This is a genomic window from Thalassoroseus pseudoceratinae (genome assembly GCF_011634775.1).
In the GTDB taxonomy this organism is placed as follows: domain Bacteria; phylum Planctomycetota; class Planctomycetia; order Planctomycetales; family Planctomycetaceae; genus Thalassoroseus; species Thalassoroseus pseudoceratinae.
Window position 1 is genome coordinate 284105 of the sequence record NZ_JAALXT010000001.1, and the last position, 21204, is coordinate 305308.

At 54.2% G+C, this 21204-nt stretch carries 16 protein-coding genes; 11 read left to right on the forward strand and 5 right to left on the reverse strand.

Annotated elements, in window-relative coordinates; genetic code table 11:
• Positions 1-60 precede the first annotated feature (60 nt).
• On the reverse strand, positions 61-954 hold the full coding sequence (locus G6R38_RS01010) for a DUF4349 domain-containing protein (protein ID WP_166819831.1): 894 nt from the start codon (positions 952-954) through the stop codon (positions 61-63).
• 223 nt (positions 955-1177) lie between these two features.
• Between G6R38_RS01010 and recJ the strand changes: the two genes are divergently transcribed.
• The 3 genes from recJ to G6R38_RS01025 all read left to right on the forward strand — a co-directional run bounded on the left by recJ (position 1178) and on the right by G6R38_RS01025 (position 5277).
• Positions 1178-2932: a single-stranded-DNA-specific exonuclease RecJ gene (gene recJ / locus G6R38_RS01015; RefSeq protein WP_166819832.1), complete on the forward strand. Its 1755-nt coding sequence runs from the start codon at positions 1178-1180 to the stop codon at positions 2930-2932.
• Between the two features lie 161 nt (positions 2933-3093).
• On the forward strand, positions 3094-4311 hold the full coding sequence (locus G6R38_RS01020; RefSeq protein WP_166819833.1) for a class I SAM-dependent methyltransferase: 1218 nt from the start codon (positions 3094-3096) through the stop codon (positions 4309-4311).
• A 24-nt stretch (positions 4312-4335) separates the two neighbouring features.
• Positions 4336-5277: a glycosyltransferase family 2 protein gene (locus G6R38_RS01025; protein ID WP_166819834.1), complete on the forward strand. Its 942-nt coding sequence runs from the start codon at positions 4336-4338 to the stop codon at positions 5275-5277.
• 60 nt (positions 5278-5337) lie between these two features.
• On the opposite strand, the gene G6R38_RS01030 is transcribed toward G6R38_RS01025, so the two are convergent.
• Entirely contained in the window at positions 5338-7212 is a 1875-nt protein-coding gene (locus G6R38_RS01030) for a chloride channel protein (protein ID WP_240928016.1), read from the reverse strand.
• 270 nt (positions 7213-7482) lie between these two features.
• Positions 7483-7923: a manganese-binding transcriptional regulator MntR gene (mntR, locus tag G6R38_RS01035; protein ID WP_166819836.1), complete on the reverse strand. Its 441-nt coding sequence runs from the start codon at positions 7921-7923 to the stop codon at positions 7483-7485.
• Between the two features lie 138 nt (positions 7924-8061).
• On the opposite strand from mntR, the gene G6R38_RS01040 reads away from it, so the two are divergent.
• The 4 genes from G6R38_RS01040 to G6R38_RS01055 all read left to right on the forward strand — a co-directional run bounded on the left by G6R38_RS01040 (position 8062) and on the right by G6R38_RS01055 (position 12726).
• Complete coding sequence (locus G6R38_RS01040) at positions 8062-9072, forward strand: metal ABC transporter solute-binding protein, Zn/Mn family (protein WP_240928017.1); 1011 nt, start codon at positions 8062-8064, stop codon at positions 9070-9072.
• Positions 9069-9890, forward strand: a complete 822-nt coding sequence (locus G6R38_RS01045; RefSeq protein WP_166819838.1) for a metal ABC transporter ATP-binding protein — start codon at positions 9069-9071, stop codon at positions 9888-9890. The genes G6R38_RS01040 and G6R38_RS01045 overlap by 4 nt, the downstream gene beginning before the upstream one ends.
• Positions 9891-9988: 98 nt before the next feature.
• Positions 9989-11335 (forward strand): metal ABC transporter permease, encoded by a 1347-nt coding sequence (locus G6R38_RS01050; protein ID WP_206028419.1) that lies wholly within the window; start codon positions 9989-9991, stop codon positions 11333-11335.
• A gap of 53 nt (positions 11336-11388) precedes the next feature.
• Entirely contained in the window at positions 11389-12726 is a 1338-nt protein-coding gene (locus tag G6R38_RS01055; RefSeq protein WP_166819839.1) for a metal ABC transporter permease, read from the forward strand.
• A 306-nt stretch (positions 12727-13032) separates the two neighbouring features.
• On the opposite strand, the gene G6R38_RS01060 is transcribed toward G6R38_RS01055, so the two are convergent.
• Positions 13033-14724, reverse strand: coding sequence for a glutamine--tRNA ligase/YqeY domain fusion protein (locus G6R38_RS01060; protein ID WP_166819840.1), 1692 nt, complete (start codon positions 14722-14724; stop codon positions 13033-13035).
• Between the two features lie 182 nt (positions 14725-14906).
• On the opposite strand from G6R38_RS01060, the gene G6R38_RS01065 reads away from it, so the two are divergent.
• The 4 genes from G6R38_RS01065 to G6R38_RS01080 all read left to right on the forward strand — a co-directional run bounded on the left by G6R38_RS01065 (position 14907) and on the right by G6R38_RS01080 (position 19301).
• Entirely contained in the window at positions 14907-15275 is a 369-nt protein-coding gene (locus G6R38_RS01065) for a histidine triad nucleotide-binding protein (RefSeq protein WP_166819841.1), read from the forward strand.
• Between the two features lie 74 nt (positions 15276-15349).
• Positions 15350-16378 carry a DUF3500 domain-containing protein gene (locus G6R38_RS01070; RefSeq protein ID WP_166819842.1) on the forward strand — a complete coding sequence of 343 codons (1029 nt, stop codon included), beginning with the start codon at positions 15350-15352 and terminating at the stop codon, positions 16376-16378.
• 149 nt (positions 16379-16527) lie between these two features.
• Positions 16528-17898, forward strand: a complete 1371-nt coding sequence (locus G6R38_RS01075) for an aspartate aminotransferase family protein (protein ID WP_166819843.1) — start codon at positions 16528-16530, stop codon at positions 17896-17898.
• Complete coding sequence (locus G6R38_RS01080; RefSeq protein ID WP_166819844.1) at positions 17895-19301, forward strand: MATE family efflux transporter; 1407 nt, start codon at positions 17895-17897, stop codon at positions 19299-19301. The genes G6R38_RS01075 and G6R38_RS01080 overlap by 4 nt, the downstream gene beginning before the upstream one ends.
• Before the next feature lie 83 nt (positions 19302-19384).
• Here the strand turns inward: G6R38_RS01080 and G6R38_RS01085 are convergent, their stop codons facing one another.
• A complete protein-coding gene (locus tag G6R38_RS01085; RefSeq protein ID WP_166819845.1) occupies positions 19385-21157 on the reverse strand; it encodes a pilus assembly protein TadG-related protein in 1773 nt (590 codons plus the stop codon).
• Positions 21158-21204 lie beyond the last annotated feature (47 nt).

The window sequence follows — 21204 nt, forward strand, 5'->3', positions numbered from 1 at the left end:
CGGCGTTGCGTCGCAAATTGCAAACGGAGTGCCCAGCCGAAACCCCATCAATTGTCCGCATTACGTGTCGGCGGGACCGAAGAACCGGTGGCGAACTTTTCGATACACCGTTTTGAGAACCAAGTAGCAAACCAGCAAAAACAGCAGTGTTGGAATCATCCAAGGCACGAACGCGACCGCTGCCAAGACGACCGCCAAGCCCGCGTCTTGGAGAGAATCCAGCGAACGATTCCACACCGTGGCGATGCGGTCGGAAAACGTCGGGGCTTTCGGAGGGACATAATCTTTCTCTTCGCGAACATCGATCGTGACGGTGCTGAACGAGGTTCGATTCTGCAAATAACGCAAGCGGCCCTCCATCGACTCAATCTCACTCCGCACGCGAGCCAACTCCTGCTCGGCAGCGATCACGTCTTGCAGTTTTCCATCGCGATCGGCCAGCAAATCAAGAATGCGTTGCTCCAATTCTTTCTTGGTCTTGATGCGAGCTTCGACGTCCAGGTATTCCATTGTGACGTCTTGAGCCGTCTGGCCTTGTCGTTCAGCCACACCGATCTCGGCAAGTTCATCGAGACATTCCGAAAACTTTTTGACCGGAATCCGCGCAACCCAACGCCCCGTGCGATAGGCCCCTTGAGTGCGATCGACGGACGTTTCACCGAGATACCCCTCGTAGCGTTCGACCAGTTTTTGGATGCTCTTACTGGCTGCTTCGAAGTCGTCAACAACGAGGGAGATTCTTGCCTCATAGATGATTTTCCGCTCGGCCGATTCGACATCCACACCGCCGTTGTTCTCAGCAACGGCCGCTCTCTCAGCACCCGCTGGGGCATCGAAATCGGCGTTAGCCTCGCCCCCCTCGGCTGCGGTGTATTTCGCGGCACCGTCCGACTGGTAACTGGCTCCACAACCGACAAGCAAAAAGATCAAACATCCAATAGCGCGAGTTTTCATTGCGGCCTCTGGTTTATACATTTGATGGAAGAGAAGTTCGGAAAGTCAGAAAAGTCAGGCGATTGCCGACTTCACTTTTGATCGAGTTCTATTTCTAAGAGTTCCAGACGCTTGTTCTATTCCGCAAGTTTCCGACATTTTTTCGCGGATCGTACACTTTGACAGCCTTGCCGGGCCATGGTGTAATAATCGTTTCGACCCATTAACCAGACCATATTTCATCATGGCCAAAACTTGGCGATTCTTTCCGTACGACGAAGCCCGCGTGCGTGCATTCTGTCAGGCGTTGCAAGTGTCGCCGTTGACGGCTCAGGTTCTAATTGCGCGGGGGATGGACTCACCCGGAGACGGCAAGAAGTTCCTTGAAACGAAACTAACCGACCTGCATGACCCAAGTTTGCTACCCGGCATCAGCGAGGCGACCGAGCGGGTTGTCTCTGCGATCAAAGCCGAGCGTAAGGTGACGATCTACGGGGACTACGACGTCGATGGCGTGACGGCGACGGCCTTGCTCTGGAACTGCCTGAAATTGGCCGGTGCGGAAGTCGATTACTATATTCCTTGCCGACTGGAAGAGGGTTACGGGCTCAATTGTGACGCAATTCGACAACTAGCCGAAAGCGATCCCAAGCAGCTTGTCATCTCCGTGGATTGTGGGATTTCTTCGGTTGAGGAGGCGGCACTCGCAAAGGAATTGGGATTGGAGTTGATCATCACCGATCACCACCAATTCGAGGAGGAGCTACCTGACGCCGCGTGTTTGGTCCATCCCCGTTTACCGGGCACAAGTTATCCGTTTGGCGACCTCTGTGGTGTCGGAGTGGCGTTTAAATTGGCGTGGTCGATCTGCGTTCAATTGGGTGATGGCGAACGTGCGAACGATCAACTTCGCGAGTTTCTGAAAAGTGCCGTCGGACTCACCGCCATCGGAACCGTTGCCGACGTAGTGCCGTTGCTAGCGGAGAATCGGACAATCGTTCGTTACGGGTTGGGAAGTCTTGCCCAGCGATCTTCGATTGGGTTACGCAGCCTGATGACACTCGCTGGGATCGAAATCGGTCAGACTCTAGACGCGGAAGATATCGGTTTCGGAATCGCACCACGTTTGAATGCCGCCGGTCGACTTGGGCAAGCTCGGTTGGCGGTCGAACTCCTCACAACAACCAATCGAGATCGTGCCACACAACTGGCACAGTATTTGGAAGAATTGAATCGGAACCGACGAACCGTGGAACGTCGGATTTTCAAGTCGGCCAAGGAAATGGTCGAGGCCAAACCGGAGTGGGAAGACCATCACGCCCTGGTCTTGGCCGACGCCAGTTGGCACGCCGGGGTGATTGGAATTGTTGCCAGTCGAATCGCGGAGACATTCCAAAAGCCGGCAATTCTCATGACGATCGACCGTAATGAGGGAGTGGCCCACGGGTCCGGACGAAGCTTCGGCGGTTACAATTTGTACGACGGGTTGGTTGCGTGTGCGGACACCTTGGTGCGGTTCGGCGGTCACCACGCCGCCTGTGGTGTGCATGTTTCGGAAGACCGACTTGACGATTTCCGCCAGCAACTTTCACAACACGCGTCTACACACCAAGTACCGCGTGAAGTCGGTGAAATCCGCATCGACGCCGAAGTGCGTTTGGCGGACGTGACTCGTCATGGTGTGAAGGAGCTGGACCGACTCGGACCGTTCGGCGAACAGAACCCGCGACCGGTCTTTGCCGCCAACCGTGTCGAACTGGCGGCCCCTCCCAAGACAATGGGCGAGGGCGGAAGGCATCTCGATATCCGTGTGAAACAGCACGGAACAAGTCTGCGTGCGATTGCATTTGGTCGTGGTGAATGGGCCGAGGAAATTGCCGCAGTCGACGGAACGATCGACATCGGATTCACAGCCGGCATCAACCGATTTCGCGGCCGCGAAAATGTCGAACTTCGGCTCGAAGATTGGCAACCGAGCACGGCGACACCATCTGAGTGACATGGACAGCATGTTGTCGAAATGCAACACACCCTGGTAAACGGATGCCAAGGCCAACGGCCTATCGATATGCGGAACGCGTGTCCGAATTCTGCACAAAGGTCACTCGCTTACGTGCTAGATTTGGAAAAAACCGCCGATCAATGGACCGAGGTTCTTTCGTGCCCATCAGCCACAACACCAACCCGATTTGCGACCGCCGCGTCTCCGTAGCCTGTCCGAGTTGCGGACGCATTGGACTCCGGGAATTCTACGACGCCGGTTTGCTGCCGGTGCATAACGTTCTCGTCATGGAAACCTACGAGGAAGCCATCTCTCACCCGATGGGTGAGGTTCGCCTCGGCCTCTGTGAGGGTTGCGGGTTTATCACGAACACGCGTTTTGATCCATCTTTGCTCAACTATTCGTCGAAATGCGAAGACACGCAACACTTCTCGGCTCACTTCAATCGGTATGCGGATTCGTTGGCCAATCGTCTCGTCAACGATTTGGGAATCCGAGAGAAAACGGTGGTGGAAATTGGCTCCGGTGGTGGGGATTTCCTCGAATTGATCTGTCGCGTCGGTGAAAACTTCGGTATCGGCATTGATCCCGCGAGCGATCCCAAACGACTGGCCCACTCCGATTCAAGCCGAATTCGATTCCTTCCCGAATACTACAGCGAGCGACATTCGAAACTTGCCGCCGATGCCATTCTTTGTCGGCACTCCTTGGAACACATCCCAAAGACCAAAGAACTTCTGACAACCGTTCGCAAGTCCATCGGCAATCGACTCGAAACCCAAGTTTTCTTCGAGCTTCCCGATACCGGACGCGTATTGCGAGAGGCTGCGTTTTGGGACATTTACTACGAACATTGTTCATATTTCACAATGGGTTCCTTAGCTCGGCTGTTTCGTGAGACTGATTTCGACGTGACTCACTTGTGGACCGAATACGGTGATCAATACATCTGCTTGGTTGCCACGCCCGCAGTGGCTCCGACGCTGCCACACCTGCCGGACGAATTCGATCTCGATTCGATTCACGATGATGTCGAGCGGTTCCAAACCGAACTCGGAAAAACCGTTCGCTTATGGCACGACCGATTCAACGAGTTCGCCGCGTCTGGGAAGAAAGTGGTGATTTGGGGCGGAAGCTCCAAAACGGTCGGTTTCGTGAACACGCTCGGTCTGTCGGACATCATCGAGTGCGTGGTCGATGTCAATCCGCGAAAATGGAATCGCTATCTTCCCGGCAGTGGACATCAAATCGTTTCTCCGGAATCGCTCTGCCAAAGCCAGCCGGATGTCGTGATTGTCATGAATCCCGTGTACCTCACGGAAATTTCCAATCAACTCCAAGAACTCGGACTATCCCCCGAAATCATTGCTGCTTAGTAATCAGCAGGGACTCGAAGTGACATGTCAGAATCTCCGCGAGTGACCATTGGACTCCCCGTTTACAACGCTGCGGACTACTTGCGTCCGACGATTGATTCGATTCTCGCCCAGACCGATCCGGATTGGGAGTTGATCATCGCTGACAACGCCTCGACAGATGAGACGCTTGCCATCTGCGAGGAGTACATGAAGTCCGATTCCCGAATTCGACTGCTCACATCTGAGCAAAACAACGGATCGGCGTGGAATCATAACCGGTGCGTGGCGGAAGCTCGGGGGGAATTCTTCCGGTGGGCCGGATACGACGACCCGATTGCTCCGGACTTCAATCGGCGATGCATTGCGGCGTTGGAAGCCGACGAATCGATTGCCATCGTGGTCCCCCGGATGAATGAGATCGATTCGAACGGCACGTTTCTTCGTCTTCGGGAGCCACTCGACGCGGTTGATGGCGACACGCCATCCGAGCGATTTCGGCAAGTCATCTACGGCTACACCGGCGAGGCACTACTCGGGATGATCCGATTGGACATCCTTCGCACCACACGATTAGAGGGCCTGTACGCTTTCAACGACTATATTCTCGTCGTGGAATTAGCACTTCGGGGCAAGATCCGACCAATCCCAGAAACACTGCTCGATCGCCGAATTCACGCCCAGGCGATCAATCAACTTCACGCGACGAACCGAAGTCGTGCAGTCGCACACAATCCTAAACTCGCCGGGAAGATCCTCTTTCCACATTGGCGTGAGGGACGTGAACTTTGGAGAACAACCACGTTAGCAAAATTACCATTTCCACAACGTTGGCGTAGTCGGGTATCGATGCTGCGTTGGCTCAGGCGACGTGCGGGCGACCTCAGTCATGATGTGCTGTTCGCCGCGAGACAAGTTCTCCATCGTGTGTTGCCAGGCCGCAAATTGACCAGTTCGCCCCAATCCGTGAAATCGGCCTCGGTGTAGATGCTTTCTGCCTTTCTCAACGATGGTGGTGGACGCGAAGAAACCTTCGGTTCTTGTTGTTTAGTTCGACGAAACGGGACTCCGACTTTCCTCCGCCGCGACTTTGTACTCCATCAGCCTGCGATTGTAAGCGGCAATGACTTCCTTTCGCCGCAACATGCCCGTTAGACGGTCGTCGTTTGCGGGGTCGAGGATCGGAATTTCGTCGATGTTTAGGGCCGTGAACCGTCGAAGGGCAGTGTTCAAATCGTCGTCCGGGGTGACAGAAACGATATTCGTCACCATCACATCCCGAGCATTCGCCAGCTTCCAAATGGAGTCGTCGTACAACCAACTGCGAACATCGTCTGCGGAGAAAATTCCGACGACTTTCTCATCCGCGTCCACAACGGGGAAGTAGTGCTGATGAGTCGTCGCCAACTTGTGAACGATATCATCGAGAGACGTCCCTTCAGGCACAAGTCGAATTTTTCGATCTTTGCGGTAGACGTCTTTGACGAGGATGCCTTCCAACACATCCACGATAAAATCACCACGGTGGGCTGGCGATTCCAAGCGTGTGGGGACTTGCTTGGTGTAGAGACTCCAACGTCGACACAATAGGAAACAAAGCGTGCTCGTCCACATCGTGGGCAGCAGCAAATTGTAGTCGCCTGTCATCTCGCTCACCATAATGATCGTCGAGATCGGCGCATGAGCACACGCGGCGAAAAAACCGGCCATCCCCACTATCCCGTACATTTGCGGATTCTTGACGAGTTCGGGAAATAGTGTCTGTTGGAAGAACATCCCGGTCGCCGTGCCGATGCATCCCCCGATCACCATCGACGGACCGAAAACCCCACCCGAACCACCGGAACTAATGGTGAGTGATGTTGTAAGAATCTTGACGACCGCCACGATCAGCAGCACAGCCATGCTCACAGTGACGCCCGGGGTAATGGCATCCTGTAGGGTCCCGTAACCGGTCGCCAGCACCGCGAGCGCTTGAGGATTCTGCCCACACCAGAAGAACGTCCCAATCCCCAGCAAACCGGCAATCGCCGCCCCGATCGCAGGTTTGATGTGCGGCGGAACGGGAATCTTTTTGAAAAGGTGGTGAACGCCGTAGAACGTCTTGATGTAGACAATCGCAAAGAGGACCAACACGATTGCCATCAGGCCAAATGGAATGAGTTCCAACAGCGAACTTGGTCGGTAAGTCAGTCCCTGACCAAACAAGTGTGTGAACCACATCTCTTGCGGCATCGACAGTGCAAACACGCTGTAAGCGACAATCGAGGAAATCGCAGTGGGCACGATGACATCGGATTCCAGGTCCGCATCGCGGTACATGATTTCGCCGGCGAATAGTGCACCGGCCAGCGGGGCCCGGAAAATCGCACCAACTCCCGCCCCCATCCCAGCGGCCATCAGAATACGTGTATCACGAGCGGAGAGGTTCAACTTCTGGGAGAGAAACGAACCAAACGATGCACCAATCTGAGCAATTGGCCCTTCACGTCCTCCAGACCCGCCTGTTCCCAATGTGATCGCCGATGCCAACGTCTTCACAACCCCGATTCGACCCCGAATTTGGCCCCGTTTGTTGTGAAATGCATCGATGGCGGCATCAGTTCCGTGACCTTCGGCTTCCGGCGCGAACGTGTAAACCAGCAACCCGGAAACAACGCCGCCCCCGGTCATCACGACAACAATCAACCAGGGTTGGAATGGCGTCTCTTCGGGTTCAAAGACCGCGTGTTCTCCCGCCGCTTCACGAGGGTGAAACCCAGTCACCGAACTCAACGCATAATGCAGGACGAGATGGCTGAGAAACTGGAACGCAATCGCCCCCAGACCGGCCACAACGCCGATCGCGCTTGCCAACAAAAACCATTTCCCAGAGGCGTGTAGGTCGAAAATCCGCAGAAATTCGGAGAAGTAGCGTTTCAAGGTTTTCGATGGGGTTTGGAGGACTATCGGGCCGGAGGATGCTGCGCAGCGTAATCGGCGGCGGCTTGGCTCGCAAGGCTTGACTCGCAAGGCTTGACTCGCAAGGCTTGACTCACTTGCAATCCCAGGGGCGGTAACCGACCTCGCCACAAGGACCGACAATGGACACATTTTCGTTGGGACCAAAGATCGAATGTGAAAACGCAGCGCGTGTTTCAACATGAATCGACAGCGTTCACGTTCTAAGACGCAACTGAGGATCGGCAGTGTCTACCGACTTCCGACATCCTCGGACTTCTGACGTTCGTTCACGACGGACTCGAATTGACGCAGCGTTTCCGGACTCACATGGTGCTCGATTCCCTCGGCATCCACTGCGGCCGTCGCCTCGTCAACACCGATCGCAACGAGAAATCGATACACAATCTCGTGTCGTTGGCGACAGCGTTCGGCCAAACTGCTTCCAGCTGCGGTCAGCGTAAGTGGCTGGTAAGGTTCCGTCGAGATGAGCCCCTCGTTCGTCAACCGCTCCACGATGCGGTGCACGGTGACATGACTGACCGCAAACCGCTCCGCCAAATCTTTCAGTCGGCAGACGCCTCGCTGACCGAGAATTTCAGCGATCGCCTCGACGTAGTCTTCTGCGGTTTCCGTCGCATGAGCCTTCCGAGTTCTCCGATGCGGCTCCGAACTGGGGAGTTCCTTTGTCACACCTCATTCCAATCTGCGAAAATTCCGAACGCCATACCAGTCGTAGTCTAGCGGCTTGACAGTGCTCCCGCCATGGATAGAATCGGGCAAACGCAGATTTAGCATTTGCTAAAAACCAAGTAAAGAATGGATCACTACGTGTCAAAGACAGCATGGATCACTGGTCTGATTGCCATCGTGTCATTTACCGGCTGTAACGGGGGCAACTCAACTTCCGATCCCGCAGAAGCCCCCAGCACGTTCGCCGGAGAATACCCTATCGAAATTGTTGCGACGGTCGGTATGGTCGCAGATATTGTTCGCGAAGTTGGTGGCGATCATGTTCAGGTCACGCAGTTGATGGGATCACAAATCGATCCCCATACGCACAACGCCACACGGGACGACGTGCAAAAGTTGATGCGGGCCGACATGATTTTCTACAACGGTCTGCATCTCGAAGGAAAAATGACCGACACACTCACCAAACTGTCTAAACGACAACGAATCGTTGCGGTGGCCGACCGTCTTGACAAGTCAGATTTGCTCACGCCAAACGGTGCCCAAGGCCAAAGTGACCCGCATGTCTGGATGAATGTCTCTCTCTGGTCGAAAGCGGTTGACGTCGTCGCGACAGCGCTGATCGAGTTCGACCCGAACCACAAGGACGATTACCAAGCCAACGCGAAAAACTATCAAACACAATTGGCGTCGCTTCACGAGTACGGACTCAAGGTGATAGCAACGATCCCCGAGCAAAGTCGCATCTTGATCACCTCGCACGATGCATTCAACTATTTCGGGCGAGCGTATAATCTCCAAGTTGAAGGTGTCCAAGGGTTGTCGACGGAGTCGGAAGCTGGCTTGCGACGGGTCAATGAGTTAGTCAAATTGATCGTCGACAGACAAATCCCAGCGGTCTTTGTCGAGAGCAGTGTGTCTCCGAAGAACATCGAAGCATTAATCGAGGGTGCTCAATCAAAGGGTCATGAAGTCCGCATTGGCGGCGAGTTGTTCTCTGATGCAATGGGGGAAGCTGGCACCTATGAAGGTACTTACATCGGCATGCTGGATGCAAATCTCACACGAATCGCCCGAGCGCTCGGGGGAGAGGCAGCTCCGAGGGGAATGCAAGATCGGCTTCAAGTCGAAACTCAGAACACGCCATGACACTAAGCGATCCATCGAACACGAAAACATCAGCTAGTGACGGGAATTCGTCAGACGATATCCCGTTATCCGTATACGACCTCACCGTTGCCTATCATCGAAAACCCGTTATTTGGGACGTGGGCTTCGAGGTGCCGGCCGGTTCGCTTGTGGGAATCGTCGGCCCGAACGGTGCTGGAAAAAGCACGCTACTGAAAGCGATCATGGACCTCATCCCGAGGGCGTCAGGAATCGTCGAAGTTTTCGGTGCCGACTACGCAACGAATCGTCATCGAGTCGGATATGTTCCCCAGCGTGAGTCCGTTGACTGGGATTTTCCCATCGACGTGCTCGATGTTGTCACAATGGGGCTATACCGGGAAGTTGGCTGGTGTTGGCCTGTACGAAAGAAGCATCGTAATGCGGCTATGGAAGCGCTCAGTCGAGTGGGGATGGCCGACCTCGCGAAACGCCAGATTAGTCAGCTCTCCGGCGGTCAGCAACAACGAACGTTCTTGGCACGGGCATTAGTCCAAGACGCCGATCTCTATCTTATGGACGAGCCGTTTGCCGCCGTTGACGCATCGACCGAACGGGCGATCGTCGATGTCCTCCGTGAACTGCGATCGCGAGGAAAAACGGCACTAGTCATTCATCATGACTTGCAAACCGTCGCGGAGTATTTCGACTATGTGGTTTTACTCAACATGCGAGTCGTCGCGTATGGAGCTGTCGAAGACGCTTTCACGACTGAGAATCTTCAGAAGACGTACGGCGGACGCCTAACGCTACTTGAAGAAGTTTCGGAAGCCATGCGACATCGAGAGCGGTCACTATGATTGGCCGACGTCTAAAAACGCTCTATATTCTCTTGGCTCTGTCTTTCTGCCTCAGCGTAAGTATGGCGCAACCATTGGAGGCCGGAAACCAAGAGCCCATGAGTCCTGAAATGTCGGAGGAAGTCACGCACGCGGTTTGGCAACCGCTTGTGCTATTGGAAGACTATAATACAAGAGTAGTCTTGCTCGGAGTCACGCTACTCTGTTGTGCGGCAGGTGTGGTGGGTAGCTTGACACTGTTGCGAAAACGGGCACTCATGGGTGACGCTTTGAGTCACTCCACTTGGCCTGGGATCACACTCGCATTCATTATCGCCAAGAACTTTGGTCAGGATGAAAAGTCACTTGCAACACTCTTGCTAGGAGCCACGCTCAGTGGGTTGTTAGGACTATGTTTCATACTTGTAATCCGTAATGCCACGCGTCTCAAAGAAGATGCCGCATTGGGAGCAGTTCTAAGTATCTTCTTTGGGATTGGCGTTGCACTTTTTGGTGTCATTCAGCAGATGAAAGGAAATGCCGCGGGTCTTGAGTCGTTTATTTATGGCAAGACCGCGTCAATGGGAATCCAAGATATCAAGACTATCGCCGTCGCAGCGACGATTTGCCTAATCGTCTGCGGACTCTTATTCAAGGAGTTCAAACTACTCTGTTTTGATGAGGGTTTCACGGATTCCCAGGGTTTCCCATCGAAATGGCTCGACCTCACACTAATGGGCCTAGTCACTGTCATTTGCATCGTAGGACTCCAAGCGGTCGGGCTTGTTCTAGTCATTGCAATCCTGATTATCCCAGCGGCTGCTGCTCGATTTTGGACCAAGACCTTATCGAGAATGACTCTCATCTCAAGCATCATCGGTGCCTGTTCGGGTTTCGTCGGAGCAGCAGTCAGTGCTGTTTTTTATCGTCTGCCGTCTGGTGCCATGATTGTCCTCGTGTGCTCGACCATGTTCGCGATTAGCCTGTTGTTTGGAACCGAACGTGGAATGCTAGTCCGGTGGCTTCGGCGACGACACTTCAACTTAACAATCGATCGGCAGCACTTCCTCCGTGGCATGTTCGAGCTCGCTGAAGAAGGTTTCGGGGAGAACCCAACAAGCGGGCTCCCACAATGCCCTCCAATTCCCTTTTGTCAGCTTCTCGCGAAACGCAGTTGGTCTGCTAAACGACTTCACCAAGCGATAGCAAGGGCAAAGAACGACCGCATTGTCGTGGAGACGAATGATGGACTGCATCTCACCCCACGCGGTATGAGCGAAGCAATTCGATTGACTCGGCAACACCGTTTGTGGGAACTTTACTTGATGACACATGCCGATGTCGCCGCCAGCCGAGTTGACCAAGAGGCAGACGCGATCGAACATGTTCTCGAACCGGAGGTCATCATCGAACTTGAAGCATTGCTCGAAAAAAACTACCCCCAAGTCCCAACGAGTCCGCACTAGAAAACTAAGCTTCTCTAACGATATTCAATAGCCGTACGCGAGGAGAACTAATAATGGGTTTGACAAGTTGGGATTGGTTCCTTGATGGCTGGATCATCCTGACTGGAATCCTATCCGCCGTATCTGCGGCTTTGCTCGGTAATTTCTTGGTCTTGCGGCGAATGTGCATGCTTGGCGATGCGATCTCGCACGCAATACTGCCAGGATTGGCGGGTGCGTTTTTTCTTAGTGGTTCGCGAAACAGCGGCGTCATGTTTATCGGTGCCGTGTTAGTTGGTGTGTTGACGGCATTCTTCACAGAATGGATTCGAAAATCTGGCCGGGTGGATGAAGGTGCTTCAATGGGAGTGGTGTTTACATCGCTTTTCGCAATCGGCCTCATCATGATTGTCCAAGCCGCTGACCAAGTTGATTTGGATGCCCACTGTGTCTTGTATGGTGCTCTCGAACTGACGCCTCTCGACACAGTTCAAATATTCAATCTCGACGTGCCACGCGCTGCTTTGATTCTTGGTTTTATCGCACTTGTTGACACCTTGTTTGTCACTCTATTTTACAAAGAACTCAAACTCAGTTCCTTTGATCCAAGTCTAGCGACAACAGCTGGATTCAGCGCGAGTTTGATGCACTACCTACTAATGACGCTTGTCGCGGTCACCGCTGTTGCGAGTTTTGAAAGCGTTGGGAATATCTTAGTTGTCGCAATGTTCGTTGTCCCACCCGCGACTGCTTATCTGCTGACCGATCGCCTCCAGATCATGATCTTTCTGAGCGTGATACTCGCAATCGCCTCGGCTAGCTTCGGGCATTTGCTTGCCATCATCGTGCCGGCTTGGTTCGGCTATGCCAGTACAACCACAGCAGGAATGATGGCGACAACGTCAGGGCTATTCTTGGGGTTGGCGGTGCTCTTTGCTCCCCGTCATGGCGTTCTCGTGAAAGTGTTCCGACATCAGTTGCTGTCGTTCCAAATTCTTGCTGATGACATCGTCGGTGTGTTGTATCGCCTTCATGAGAAGGAACCGTGCGAATGGGTCCACCGGGATGATTTGGTCAATATGCTGTTTGCTAAGAATCTTCAACTGCAAGTCGCGTTGAAGTGGTTAAGCATTCGTCAGCAGATCAAAGTCAACGATCAGGAATATCGGTTGACACCAGCAGGCGAGACACGTGCCAGAGAACTCGTTCGCTCTCACCGATTGTGGGAGCAGTATCTTGTCTCACATGCGGGTCTAGAGCATGAGAAGATCCACGACAAGGCCGAGCAGTTCGAGCACTTCACAAGCCGCCAACTTCGTGCACAACTAGACGAGGCGACCGGTTTGCCCGATGTCGACCCGCATGGACGCCCCATTCCCATCGAAGACCAAAACCAAGAAACGCACGACTAGCACTCTCCGCTAGAGCAACGCGATGCGCCGTTTGCCGATGATCAAAGTTTCGCTTGGCTAGAGGACTCTATCGGGCCGTTCTTCTTCACGCCGGGTAAAGCCGAAACCCTAATGTAGCGGATCGGCCCGTCGTTCCTGTTCCCAACGCCGACCGAACCCAGGCATGGGGAACAGGTGTGACGACGGTTGCTTAGTTCTCCAAAACGTCAATCCTTGATGTCGTATTGCTACATCAAATTTGGAGTTGGGTGGAAGGCCCGGAATGGCAACGGCGTTTCCAAACAACCTTGCTATCCCCAGTGAGGCTCACCGCTTCTTCTTGGCTTTGGCCCATGTGTCTTTGAGAGTCACAGTCCGGTTGTAAACGAGGTTCTCGGGTTTTGTGTCTTTGTCGACACAGAAGTAGCCAAGTCGCTCAAATTGAACTCGCTCACCGATACCCAGTTCTTTCAAACTCGGCTCGAGTTTCGCCCCCGTGACCTTGACCAAGCTGTTTGGATTGAGGAAATCTTTCCAGTCTTTTCCTTCAGGCACATCGGCGGGGTTCTCAATTTCGAAGAGGTGATCGTATAGCCGCACTTCCGCATCGACAGCATGAGCGGCAGAAACCCAGTGCAAAGTGGCTTTGACTTTCCGTCCATCCGGAGCATTTCCGCCACGGGTTTCGGGATCGTAAGTGCAATGAATCTCGGTGATCTCGCCGTCATCATTCTTGATGACTTCCTCGCACTTGATGAAAAACGCGTACCGCAGACGCACTTCCCGACCGGGTCCGAGCCGGAAGAACTTCTTCGGCGGATTCTCCATGAAGTCGTCCTGCTCAATGTAGAGCACCCGCGAGAAGGGGATTTCCCGTGAGCCAGCCGACTCATCTTCGGGATTGTTGACCGCTTGCAGCATCTCCGACTTGTCATCGGGGTAATTCGTGATGACGACTTTCAGCGGATTGAGGACCGCCATTCGACGTTCGCAGCGTTTGTTCAAGTCCGCACGAACGGCGTTTTCGAGGACTGCAAGGTCCGTCAGGCTATTGTATTTGGTGACACCAATTTCATCGCAGAACGCTCGCATGGCTTCCGGTGTGTAACCACGACGCCGAATACCCCGAATCGTGGGCATTCGCGGATCGTCCCAACCACTTACTAGTCCGCCTTTGACCAATTCCAAGAGCTTGCGTTTGCTCATGACGGTGTAGGTCAGATTCAAACGAGCAAACTCGATTTGCTGCGGATGATGGATGCCGAGTTGCTCGATGTACCAATCATACAGCGGGCGATGATTCTCGAATTCCAACGTGCAGATGGAATGCGTGATGCCTTCAATGGAGTCGCTTTGCCCGTGAGTCCAATCGTAAATCGGATAGATGCACCACTTATCACCGGTGCGGTGGTGGTGAGCATGTCGAATCCGGTACATGATCGGATCGCGAAGATTCATATTCGGCGAATTCATATCGATCTTCGCGCGTAGGACGTGCTCTCCGTCCTGGAATTCACCGGCTTTCATCCGTCGAAACAGATCGAGGTTTTCCTCTGGAGTGCGGTTTCGATAGGGGCTCTCCTGACCGGCTTTGTCCCAACCGGCGCGACCGGCGCGAATATCTTCGAGAGACGAACTATCGACGTATGCCTTCCCGTCCTGAATCAGTTTTTCGGCCCACTCGTAGAGCTGATCGAAATAGTCACTGGCGAAAAACTCGCGATCGTCCCAGTCAAAACCAAGCCAACGAACATCGTCGCGAATGGAATCGACATATTCCACATCCTCGGCTTCCGGATTGGTATCGTCGAATCGCAAGTTGCACTTGCCGCTGTATTTCTCAGCCGTGCCGAAATTCAAGCAGATGCTTTTTGCGTGCCCGATGTGCAAATATCCGTTCGGTTCCGGCGGAAACCGGGTATGGACCCGACCGTCGTGTTTGCCGGCGGCCTGATCTTGCTCGATAATCTTATGAACGAAGTGAGTAGCTGTCTTTTCGGGCGTTGGCGTTTCAGACATCGTCGCGGTTCCATTCGCGTGTTTTTCGTTTGGCTCCGGTCGTATTGACCAGTTATCCCGCGAATTGTGGCAACTCACTCGCTTTCCGACAAGGGCGTTGGGTTGGGAAACGGCCATTGAATCGTTATGCTCACTCGCACAAACACGTGCCGATCCATTGGATAATTGCGAGGAATGCATTGATGTCGACAAGTTCCGACTCGTCCAATCCGGACCGAACAATCTTCGAGAAGATTATCGCGCGGGAAATTCCGGCGGAGATTCTCCACGAGGATGATGACTGCATTGCCTTCAAGGATGTCAGCCCGCAAGCCCCGACCCACTTTCTCGTCGTTCCCAAGCGAGTCATTGTTTCGGTCAAAGAATCGTGTGATGATGACGCGGCGGTGATGGGGCACTTGCTCTGTGTGGCCCGACGGGTCGCCGAACAGGAAGGTCTGAAGGACGGGTTCCGCGTGGTGGCGAACTCCGGCCCCGATGGTGGGCAGTCCGTCGATCATTTGCATCTGCATGTTTTGGGTGGCCGCAAGCTGACGTGGCCACCAGGGTAATTCAAAAAACACGGAATGCGCCGCACTGAGATCAATCTCAGCTTCAGATTCGTAATTCAACTAAGGGATTCCTGATGGCTCGTAAAAAGCTTCTGCTTTCGTTTTTGGTTATCGGCTGTTTCGGTGTGCTGTTGACAGTGACAGCCCAGAACCAGAAGAAACCCGATCCTGCCGGCAAAAAAATGATCGCCGCCGCAGACAATTTCTTGGAAACACTCAGCGAAGAGCAGAAAGAACAGGCCACCTTCGCGTATGACAGCGACGAACGAGTCAATTGGCACTTCATTCCACGCGAGCGGAAAGGTCTGCCGCTGAAAGACCTGGAAGGCGATGCTCGCAAAGCGGCTGAGCAACTTCTCCAAGCTGGTTTGTCGGAAGCTGGCTACGACCAAGCTGTGAACGTCATGAGTTTGGAAGAAATTCTCTTTCTTCTCGAAGGTGGCGAACGCGAGTACCGACGAGACCGCCGTGATCCGCAGAAGTATTACTTCAGCGTGTTCGGCGAACCAAACGCTCAGGGCACTTGGGGATGGCGAGTGGAAGGCCATCACCTTTCGCTGAACTACACGATCGAGAACGGACATGTCGTTGCATCGACTCCGGAATTCTTCGGAGCGAACCCCGCCTTGGTGGATTCCGGTCCGAAACGAAAAATTCGCGTCCTTGGCCCGGAAGAGGATTTGGCCCGCCAACTCCTCAATGCAACGGATCCAGAAGAGATGAAGACGATTTGGATCAGCAAAGAAGCTCCTGACGACATTCGTGGTGGTGGCGAAGTGCAGCCCGTGGTCACAGAAGCCGTGGGGCTTGCGGCTGGCGATATGAACGACCAGCAGAAGAAACTTCTGCGGGCGTTATTGGCGGAGTACCTCAAGAACATGCCAGGAGACGTTGAAGCCGACCGTCGCAAACGCATTAACGATGCCGGCTGGGAAGGCATTCACTTCGCTTGGTGGGGTAGTGATAAACCGAACGAACGACATCACTATGTCGTGCAGGGCGACACCTTCATCATCGAGTACAACAACACCCAGAACGACGCCAATCACCTGCACACGATCTGGCGAAACATCGATGGCGATTTCAATTTGCCACGCGAATAACCCCGATTGGTGATGAGACTGCATGCCTTGCGTGGCGTCTGTTCGGCTCTCCGTTCCGTCCTTCCAGCGTTGACGGAAGACCCGAATGGAAGCTACGCACCTTTTGAATGACGAATCTCATCATCCGTTTCGAGAATCGAGTTCCACGAATGCCCACAGCGAGCACAACATTAGAAACCGAGTTCCGCAACACATTCGCTCAGTCGGCGAAGCTTTACGAACGCGGGTCCGCATGTTTTCCGAGTGGCGTCACGCACGATAGCCGGTTTCTCACCCCAAATCCGGTTTATGTCGAGCGGTCTGCCGGGCCGCTCAAATGGACGCCGGAAGGGCATGAGTTAATCGACTACTGGATGGGACACGGCTCGCTAATTCTCGGGCATGGCAATCCGGCGGTCGTGGCGGCAGTTCAGGAACAAGTCGGGAAGGGCACGCACTGGGGAGCGTGTCACGAATTGGAAATCAAATGGGCGGAGTTGGTCAAGCGACTCGTGCCATCGGCAGAGAAGGTTCGCTTCACCAGCAGTGGTACGGAAGCAACGCTGATGGCCTTGCGTGTCGCTCGCATTACTACGGGTCGCCCGAAGATCATCAAATTCGCCGGTCATTTTCATGGTTGGCATGATCAGCTCATCATCGCCAGCGATGGGCCGCATTCAGAGTCATTGGAATACACCACTCCTGGTGTCCCCAATGGTTTGGCGGGAGACATTGTCATCGTTCCGCCGAATGACGTCGAAGCGGTTCAACATTCCATTGAAACACATCAACCGGCGGCGGTTATTGTGGAAGCAACCGGCGGGCATTGGGGACAAGTTCCGATTGATGTGCCGTTTCTGCGTCAACTGCGAAACCTCACTCAACAACACGATTCACTGCTGATTATGGACGAAGTCATCAGCGGTTTTCGTGTTCATCCCGGTGGCATGCAGGCGGCAACGGGGATTACGCCGGACTTGACCACCATGGCGAAGATTCTCGCCGGTGGATTGCCCGGTGGATGCTTGGCTGGGCGAGCAGACCTGATGGAAACGCTGGCCTTCGACAACCCCTTCGGACAGAAAATGAAACACCCTGGCACGTACAATGGAAATCCGTTGTCCGCCGCAGCTGGGATCGCGGCATTGGAGCAAGTCGCAACCGGCATTCCCTGTGAGAAAGCCTGTCAATACGCGATTGAACTCCGCCGAAACTTGAATGAATTGTTCAAACGCAAGACGGTCGATTGGGTCGCGTATGGCGTGCCATCACTCACTCGAATCTGCCCGAATTACGACGGACCAGCATGGGATGGAACCGATGAATTCCGCCCCTATCACAACGACTTCCGCCGTTTGGACTCACCGATCGACCGCAAGTTGACTCACGCATTTCGAGCAGCGTTGTTACTCGGCGGCGTGGATTGGATGGGCTGGGGCGGTATGAGCAGTTCGACACACGACTCATCGCATCTTGAGAAAACGATTCTGGCATTTGATCAAGCAATTGACCGCTTGCGAGCCGATGGTTACGTCGAATGAGTGACGAGCAACCGGTGGAATCGTCTTTGATGACGGGTTCCATTCGCGCGACGGTGTTTCATTTGGCGTTGCCGGTTTTGTGTGAACAGGCTTTGAGTTTCGGTGTGAGCCTGACGGACACCTATCTTTCAGGACGGCTCAGTAAGGAAGCAACCGCCGCCGTCGGACTCGGCGCGTACGTCGGCTGGTTGGCTTCGCTCATCTTCAGTCTTGTGGCAGTCGGCACGACGGCATTAGTTTCTCGAAGTTGGGGAGCACAGGACTTCAAGACCGCCAATCGTGTGCTCAATCGGTCTCTGGCGATGGCCGTCGTGTTGGGGCTTTTGTTTTCCGTCTTCGTCTGGTTGTTGGCTCCCGTTGCCGCGACACTTCTGCAAATGAACGGCGAGACGTTCACGTACGCGGTCAGATACCTGCGGATCGACGCTCTTGCATTCGCGTTCACAAGTCTCACCTTAGCTGGATCCGCTGCGCTGCGTGGGTCCGGCGACATGCGTACGCCGATGGTCGTCCTAGGATTGGTCAACGTCCTCAACATGGTTGTTTCGACGCTGCTGGTCTTCGGAGTGCCGGTTTTCCAGGGCGGAGTCATCTCATGGCCGGCGGACGGGGGAATCGGCATCGACGGAATCATTTTCGGTACGGTGACAGCTCGTGTATGTGGTTGCCTATTGATTCTGGGAATCCTCGCGCGGGGACGAGGTGACTTCCGCCTGAGTTGGCGTGAATGGAAACTCCGTGGCGAAACCACCGGGCGAATTCTCCGAATTGGCGGTCCAGCGGCGGGCGACGGGGTCATCATGTGGGGAGGACAATTTTTGTTCCTGATGGTGGTGTCGAACTTGGGCGAAGGTGCGATGGACAAGGCTGCGTTTGCCGCACACATTATTTGCGTTCGCGTGGAAGCAATGACGTATCTTCCGGCTGTTGCCTGGGGAGCCGCCGCGGCAACATTGGTCGGGCAATCGCTCGGAGCTCAGCGACCAGAACGTGCCATCCAAGCCGGACACGAAGCCACACGACAGTGCGTATTATTGGGAGTTTTCGTCACGGCCAGTTTCTTCTTCGGTGCGGAGATGATTTACGGCATCATGCATGACGATCCAGCGGTCAGAGAAGTTGGAGCCGCACCGTTTCGGATGGTCGCACTATTCCAAATCCCGCTGATCATCTCAATTGTCTACGGGGCGGCACTCCGCGGGGCAGGGGATACATTTTCGCCGCTGCTCTTCACTTTGATCTGTGTGTTCGTGGTTCGCGTCCCGGTTGCCTACGTGTTCGGTGTGCTGCTCGGTGGCGGTTTGTGGGGAGCTTGGTTCGGGATGTGCGGCGACATGGCCGTGCGAGCGATTCTCGCATCGACTTGGTTTTCGCTCGGACGTTGGGTTCGCACGCAAGTGTAAACCCAATCGTTGCCGCACCGCGCACGAAAACACCTCGGTCGATCGAAAGACCCACCGAGGTGTTTGCGGAATGTTTTTCTAACTTATGGAACTTCGATCAACTTGAGCGGACGACTCGAGGCGATCGTTGCGAATGTTTCTTTGAGTTGCTCGGTGTACTGAGCCACCCCTTGTCCACCGGGAACGTTGAAATGTTTGCCTCCGGTGATGTCGGCGATTTGTTGCATCAATCCCGTGTCAGCCCCGGCTCCCAAGCTAATCGTCATGATTTTGATTCCAGAAGCGGCGGCATATTGGGCTTCGTCGATGGCATAATCCCTTGGGCTGGCTCCCGTCGACGACATGTTGGCCAAACCGTCCGTCATCAAAACCATCATTCGATAGGCTTTCGGACGGGCGTTGTTTTCCAGTTCGATGCGTCCCTTGTTCATCCCCGCACCGATGTTGGTATTCGTGTGGTAGTGTCCCGCCTGTCGTTGCCTGGAGATGGTTTTCAGCAATCCATAGTCACGAGTCAATCCGGATTCCAAAAGCCCATGAGAGTCCGCCGCCGTATAGATCGACAACCCCACCTGATCTTCCGCCGCAACGGCAACGAGGTAATCCAGCAGAATATCGCAAGCGTCTTTCAGAGCCGTAATCGGCTGTTGGCTGGCTCGCCACAGGTCAGGTGTTTGACTGTGCTTCGGTTTGTTCTTATTCCAGAAGTTGATCAGCGTGAGCATACCGAACTTGCGACGATACCCGGCGGAGTAAACATCACCGTCGTACCACGGCATATTGTTGCTGTGTGATCGACAATACTCGATGAAGTCGTCCCAATCGCCGGAGGACGGGTAGTTCACGCCGTTAAGACCTAGGCCGCGACGGATGGTGCTGTTTCGATAGAAATCGAATTCTTCCCACTCGTTCCCATCGTTGACCCACGCCGATGTGATGCGTTGGCCATTATTGCTTCCGCTGCCTTTCCAAGTACCGCTATTTCGGTTCATGGTCCAATAGTCATAGCGACCGTTGGCGTATTCCAGATAAATTGCTCGAATTTTTCGGGAACCGGTCTTCTGGACGTACACTTCGTCCGATTTCCAAGTGACGTCGAAATCGACATCCTGGCCAGGAACAGTCACCCAATCTGGCCAAAAACCCATGTTGCCATAGGTTGGCGAGCCTAGGTCTTGCCACATTTGATAGATGTTGTCTTCAATGGCGTCTTGCCCGAGTGTGCCGATTGAACGAAGCTCGCTGTCGTCGTTCATGGATGCCGAATAGTCCAGCACAAGGACGATGTCCCGAGGTTGGAACGTGGCGATCGCATGAGCTTCCAGCGGAGCTTTTGGCTGTCCGATGACCGGTCCGAAAAACAAAGGCAATCGCCGATCGTCGGTCGTCACGCCGGTCTCGATTTTTCGTTTTTCCGCAGTGACCTTGACCATGTTGTACGGTCTTGCGTCTGGCCCCCAGTCGAAGATCGTCTCTCCCGTATCGGGGTCGTAGGTCTGCCGACCGAATTCGACGTTTCCGTTTCCGGCGGTTAAGCTCACACTTCGCTTATCGCCAGCTCGGTGCAACGCCGCAATCTCGCCCGCTGCTTGCCGAGCGGCAGCTTCGACGTCCTCCTGGTTGGCATACGGATTCAACTCCATTGCGGCAGCGAGCGCACCAGCATCGACAGCGTTTTGCATCTGCGCCTTGGTGAGCGAAATCCAACCGACATCCAGCGAGAACGCCGCCATGGCCAAAATCATGACCATCATCGCGGCTGACATGACAATGATGACTCCACCACGCCGATTCCCCAGTTGGTTCGAGGAACACACAAGATCATCAGGCGGGTTTCGGAAACTCAACGTCTTCATCAATCAGTGCTCCGAAAAACAAGTAGGCAAGGGTTCGCTGATGTCGT